General features: G+C 50.1%; 8 protein-coding genes. 4 read left to right on the forward strand and 4 right to left on the reverse strand.

The window, feature by feature from the left end:
- Window positions 1-128 precede the first annotated feature (128 nt).
- Window positions 129-1019 (reverse strand): ARMT1-like domain-containing protein, encoded by an 891-nt coding sequence (locus tag QXT17_RS09760; RefSeq protein WP_342815846.1) that lies wholly within the window; start codon window positions 1017-1019, stop codon window positions 129-131.
- A gap of 117 nt (window positions 1020-1136) precedes the next feature.
- On the opposite strand from QXT17_RS09760, the gene QXT17_RS09765 reads away from it, so the two are divergent.
- On the forward strand, window positions 1137-1427 hold the full coding sequence (locus QXT17_RS09765; RefSeq protein ID WP_342815847.1) for a hypothetical protein: 291 nt from the start codon (window positions 1137-1139) through the stop codon (window positions 1425-1427).
- Between the two features lie 43 nt (window positions 1428-1470).
- Complete coding sequence (locus QXT17_RS09770; RefSeq protein WP_342815848.1) at window positions 1471-1926, forward strand: PaREP1 family protein; 456 nt, start codon at window positions 1471-1473, stop codon at window positions 1924-1926.
- A gap of 22 nt (window positions 1927-1948) precedes the next feature.
- Here the strand turns inward: QXT17_RS09770 and QXT17_RS09775 are convergent, their stop codons facing one another.
- A complete protein-coding gene (locus QXT17_RS09775) occupies window positions 1949-2482 on the reverse strand; it encodes a hypothetical protein (protein ID WP_020961917.1) in 534 nt (177 codons plus the stop codon).
- Between the two features lie 4 nt (window positions 2483-2486).
- Window positions 2487-2822, reverse strand: a complete 336-nt coding sequence (locus tag QXT17_RS09780; protein WP_148681941.1) for a hypothetical protein — start codon at window positions 2820-2822, stop codon at window positions 2487-2489.
- Window positions 2823-3119: 297 nt separating this feature from the next.
- On the opposite strand from QXT17_RS09780, the gene QXT17_RS09785 reads away from it, so the two are divergent.
- Window positions 3120-3344 carry an antitoxin VapB family protein gene (locus QXT17_RS09785; protein ID WP_020961919.1) on the forward strand — a complete coding sequence of 75 codons (225 nt, stop codon included), beginning with the start codon at window positions 3120-3122 and terminating at the stop codon, window positions 3342-3344.
- Between the two features lie 167 nt (window positions 3345-3511).
- Entirely contained in the window at window positions 3512-3910 is a 399-nt protein-coding gene (locus QXT17_RS09790; RefSeq protein WP_342815849.1) for a hypothetical protein, read from the forward strand.
- 6 nt (window positions 3911-3916) lie between these two features.
- Here QXT17_RS09790 and QXT17_RS09795 read toward each other — a convergent pair.
- On the reverse strand, window positions 3917-5089 hold a 1173-nt coding region (locus tag QXT17_RS09795; protein WP_342815850.1), incomplete at its 5' end, for an APC family permease.

Below are 5089 nucleotides of genomic sequence, written 5' to 3' on the forward strand. Positions count from 1 at the left end.
AATGTCGGGCTTAATGTCTTTCAACTTGTCCTTTAGAGAGACTTTATCCATTTAAACCATCTCGGACAAATATCCTTAGCAGGCCATCATTAAAAAATGTAGCGTCCAAGGGAAAAACAAGGGAAAAACTAAACCGCGTTCAGCATGGCCGGAGGGCCTTTGAGGAAGAAAGCTGCCGCCTCACCAACATTCACGTTTGAAGCCCTGGCTATTGGTCCACACTTAGCCATCAACAGGACAAAAACGTTTGCGGCTGGCTGGGCATACATGAAGGACTCGAAGTTCGCCATCCCCTTGGATATAACGATGTCTGCCCATTCCAAGGCCTTGACAGCTTCCTCGGAAACATGGCCCGGAACGATGCCGGGAAAATCTGTCCCAGTACTCACGAGCTCGCCGTACTCCTGGAGCCCTAGCCTCAATGCCTCCTGGTATGTGATGTCGTTCTGGTAAGGCTCGCCCCTAACTATGATCTTTAGCTTCAAGCCCATCCTCCTCAAGTCACGTATAACCAGCGAGTCAAAAACAGCCTCCCCACAATTGTCGAGAACATAGGTTACCTTAGAGCTCTGGAGCAACAACAAGTAGAGCCTATCAGTCTCGTCGCGGCCAAACCTAATTCGAGAAGCCTTCTCCCAGAAAACCTCTGGATCCAGGCCATTTGGCGAGCCCGGGTCGAGGAGGTTGGCCGCAACACTTAGACCAACAAGGTACCTAAACCTCTCGTAGCCGCTCAGCTCCTCCAGCCTTCCCTCAATGCTCCTAGCTAGTTCAAGAGCTATCCTATGGCTCCTCTCCTTGTATTCCCTGTATGGGTCAGTTTCCCTTAGTAGCTCCTTTACTTTTCTGAACCCCTTCCATGCAACAATGACAGTGGAGGAATCATCAATCAAGTCGCCATAATATTTTGTAAAGTCCCTGAGAAGCCTGAGCTTTTCGCCATCCGGCAAACCCGAAGCCAAAATCTCGCTAGTCCTAGTCCTATAAATGCACGGCACACATTCGGGCGACAACTTCATGTGAGATCCCCAACCAAATATTAAGCCACTATAATAACCTTTACATCCTCCAGCAACAGTAACCATCTACCCGCTAAATTAAACAAGCATCAAAACGCCAGGACACGCGCGCTCAGCTTGAGGAAGCTCCTTTATTTTGTAAACTCTCTAAGCATGGATGAGAAGAAATTGTTATCAGAGGCCGTAGAGAACCCTGACACACTCTATACTAGGGATCAAATCCCGCTACTCGACAAGCTAGTAGGGAAAAACCTTGTCGTGGACGACATTCCGCCTCGAAGCCCAGACTTGTGGATAGATGCCCCTCCACCTGAGAAGGATACAGAGCTCGGGATAGGAAAGCATGTCGCGTGGCAAACACCTCTCCACCGTGAAGCTGTAAAGCTCGCCTTAAAAGCATCCACGTAGCATCTTTATAGGCAGAAAGAGATCCATGCTATAGGTAAACATAGTGGGCACGAGTAAATATATGCCTCAAAAGAAAGAGACGCCAACTGTTGGCCGCCCTACTCTGAACCCCGAAATCAAGAAGCACCTAGACCTGGCGCTAAGCTTCCTCGAGGAAGGCAAAAGCTTCGTAGAGAAGAATCCTGTCCAAGCCTCTGAAAAACTCTACAAAGCCGCAGAAGAGTCTGTAAAGCTACTTGCCCTCTACCTAGGCGTCTCGGATGTGCTCGCACAAGTAAGGCAGAGAAACAGGTGGACAGTAACAGACCTCGAAAAAGCTGTCGAAGCAATTAGCCAGAAACTGGGAGACTGGTTCATGGCCTCCTGGGACACTGCATGGGCGCTTCACGTCTGGGGGTTCCACGAGGCAAAATTCGACTCAGAAGCAGTTAAGATTAGGCTACCTTACATTGAGAAAATAGTCGAGGAAGCAAAGAAAATAGTATCTGGGGAGGAATAGACAGTTGTCTTAAGCTAGACATCTAGAAGGATCCTTTATGTTTCAAGGAGACTAGAGAGCACACTTTGTCCGCTAGCTCCTCGACACTCTCGTAGAACCTCAGCTCCGCCAGCCTCCTCGAATCAACGTATGGCTCATAGACCCTCATCTTGTCTGACGAGAGGCCCGTCCCTCCCAAGACAAATACGGGCTTGCCTTCTAAATATGCGGTAACAATCTCCATAATCGTGCCGGCCTCCCCGCCCACAGCGACCAACACGTCCGCCGTCCTAACGAGCACGACACTTCTACCCCTAAAACCCATGCCAGTCCTTACAACTATGGCTCCCTCTGGGAAACTCTCGTCCTCCCGCTCTAGTGGCGGGAAAATAAGGACACCCAAGCCCCTCCCCAAAGCCTCGTCGACAACAACCCTCATGAGGCCCCAGTAGCCACCAACAGCAACTACGAGGCTTGTTCCACACCTCTCAGCCAGCAGGCCTACAAGCCTCCTAGCCTTATCCGCAAGGCCGGCAGGGGCTTCCGTCCCCAGTGCGGCTATCCCCACGACCTTCACTTGTTCACCCCTTTGCTAGGTCCTCCATGAGCCTCTTGACCTCGTAGTAGACAGCACCGAGAGGCATGTCCCTGTACAAGACGAAAACCTGCTTCCCAAAGCCGTACTTGGCATAGGCAATACCCGAGCCACTACCCTCGGCTATAAGTATCCTCACACCCATATTCCTAGCCTTCCTCAAAAGCTCGGTAGAAAAAGAAAACGTGTCGAGAATGAGGGGAAGCTTCTCCCTGTCAACCTCGCCCACAATCCAGGTCTTCCCATCCTCCACTGCAACAATGCCCCTAAACCCCCTAACCCTCGCTAATGCAGAGCGAAGCTTCTCCTCGACCCCATCCATGCCTATCACCTAGTATTTTTCCCACAGCGTGGAAGCTTATCCAAGGACGCTAGACACACAATTAACCTCCATTCCTCCAGAAATCCCTCACCCTCTTATAAAGACTATCACCCGAGAACAAGTACTTCAGCCAATCAAGCTCTCCTCACCGCTCAGAACCAGAAACCATCATCAGCACCTTTACATGGTAAATCCCATATAAAAACCTTCATCGCGGCAAAACCTAAACACATCTACTATGTTCAGAAAGACGAGGCGATAAAAAACTTGAAAAGTCATCGTGTATTACCCATGTGCATGAAGAAAATAACGGTAAGCGACGAAGTATACAAGAAGCTCTTAGCACTCAAAGGAGAAAAAACCTTCACAGAAATAATCGACGAACTCATAAGAGAAAACGTGAAAAAACGTGCCGAAATGATAATCTCCTTGTCAACAAAAAGCCCGCCAGAAGAATATGAAGAAGCAATTAAATTCGTAAAGGAAGGTTTACGGGCCAGACACATCGAAAAAGATACTTGAAGCATCTTTCCTCTCAGAGGCAAAGATAGGAAAAGTCGAAGTAAAATCGGAAACAAGACAAGAATGCTTCAAGCATTTGGACAAAGGTTTCAACGGGACGCATCATGGGAAAAATTGAACTAAATTTCTTTTAAACCCGCAAGACATTCTCTTTCTCGGTGAGACACATGGCTGGCAACATAAAGCTAGAAATAACATTCGGGAACAGTGACCCCCTCAAAGTACAGATACAGGACGGGCAACCCCTCGAGCTACTCCTAGAAAACAATAGCGACGCCACTGTAAGTTACGAAGTGTTACTCAAAAAGCTAGAGGGGTACCTGACCTATACAATACTCAAACTAGAGCTGGACGGTAAGACGGCCTACCTGGGCAGAAGCACAAAGCCGGGAAAAATACTAGAAAAAGCCCTGCCGCCACGCCAAAGCACGACCCTAAGGCTTAGCGTCCTCTCCCCAAAGACAGTCGAAGACAGCGCAGAGATATCAATAGAGGTAAATGCAAAACCAGTAGTCGTTCCAAGCGTCCCCATAACAATATTTGAAGAAGTAGAAATAGAGAACTAGAAAAAACTAGCTTCCGTTTCTTCTAGGCTTATACATCACTAGCCCCAGAAGGGCAACAATTATAGTGCTAAGCCATACAATCCAGTCCCCAAAGCTTAGGGCAACAAAGAAAACAATCAACACGTTCGCAAGCACGGGCAAAAGCGGAAAGTCGCCAATATTCAGCGGAACCCTAAAGTGCCTCTTAAGGTCTTTTCTCCTCCTCAACGCAACGACGGAAGAGTTCACGAGCAGGAAGGCCAGGAGAACCGCTAGGCTCGCAGTCTTCCCGACAAGGTCTATCACCTGGTACTCCTGCCCACCGAAGCTCAGCCTCCACCCAGTTACACTCGGCAGATAGTCCGTGAGGAATATCAGCAGTATAGCCAGCGCCCCCGAAAGAGCCACAGCAACGTAGGGCGTCCTCCTCCACTTATCAACTTTGGCGAGCCCGCCCCACGCAACCCCCTCCTCCGCGAGCCCATACGCTAGGCGGGAAGAAGACACGAGAAAGCCGAGAACAGTGTTAGTCGTGGCGAATAGGGCTATAACCATAAGCAACAGGAACGAGCCCGGCCAAGCCCTAGAAGCCGCATCAGCCATAGGGGCCTTGCTCGCTCCTAGCTCCTCCCAGCCCATAAGCCTCACGACAGACACGCTTACAAGAAGGTAGATAAGAGTCGTAACGCTCACAGCAAGCACGATGGACTTAGGCACAACCCTCTCAGGGTTAAGGGTCTCCTCGCTAAGCGTAGGCTGGTACTCGAAACCAGTATACGCAAAATAGAAAACCGCGGCCCCAACCAGCACAGCCAGCACGGGGTCAGCAGAGGGGTTAAAAGACAAGTAGCCTGGACTCCTCTGCGGGAACAACAGGCCAAGCAGGGAAACAAACAGCAGGCCCCCAGCCTCTATAACAGTGAAGACGGCACTCAGCGCCGCGGACTCCTTTATACCCCACCAGTTCAGAAAAGACAAGGCAATGAGGAGCACAAACGTCACAGGCACAATCCACGAGTCGCCCAGCCAAAAAAGCCTAGCAAAATAGCTCGAGAAACCTAGACCAGCAGTCGCGGCCCCAGCAACACCCCCGAAAAACAGCATCCACGCCGCCATGAAGGCTACAAGCCTGCTCTTCGGGAAAGCCTCAGCCACATACGTATACGTGCTCGCCGCAGTCGTGAAAATCGAGGAGAGCTC

It is taken from the genome of Thermofilum sp. (assembly GCF_038871435.1).
Taxonomy (GTDB): domain Archaea; phylum Thermoproteota; class Thermoprotei; order Thermofilales; family Thermofilaceae; genus Thermofilum; species Thermofilum adornatum.

What these genes read in the sequence shown, in the direction of transcription:
- QXT17_RS09760 (WP_342815846.1), bottom strand. Translation starts at nt 1,019, where the DNA reads ATGAAGTTGTCGCCCGAATGTGTGCCGTGCATTTATAGGACTAGGACT.
- QXT17_RS09780 (WP_148681941.1), bottom strand. Translation starts at nt 2,822, where the DNA reads ATGGATGGGGTCGAGGAGAAGCTTCGCTCTGCATTAGCGAGGGTTAGG.
- QXT17_RS09785 (WP_020961919.1), top strand. Translation starts at nt 3,120, where the DNA reads ATGAAGAAAATAACGGTAAGCGACGAAGTATACAAGAAGCTCTTAGCA.
- QXT17_RS09790 (WP_342815849.1), top strand. Translation starts at nt 3,512, where the DNA reads ATGGCTGGCAACATAAAGCTAGAAATAACATTCGGGAACAGTGACCCC.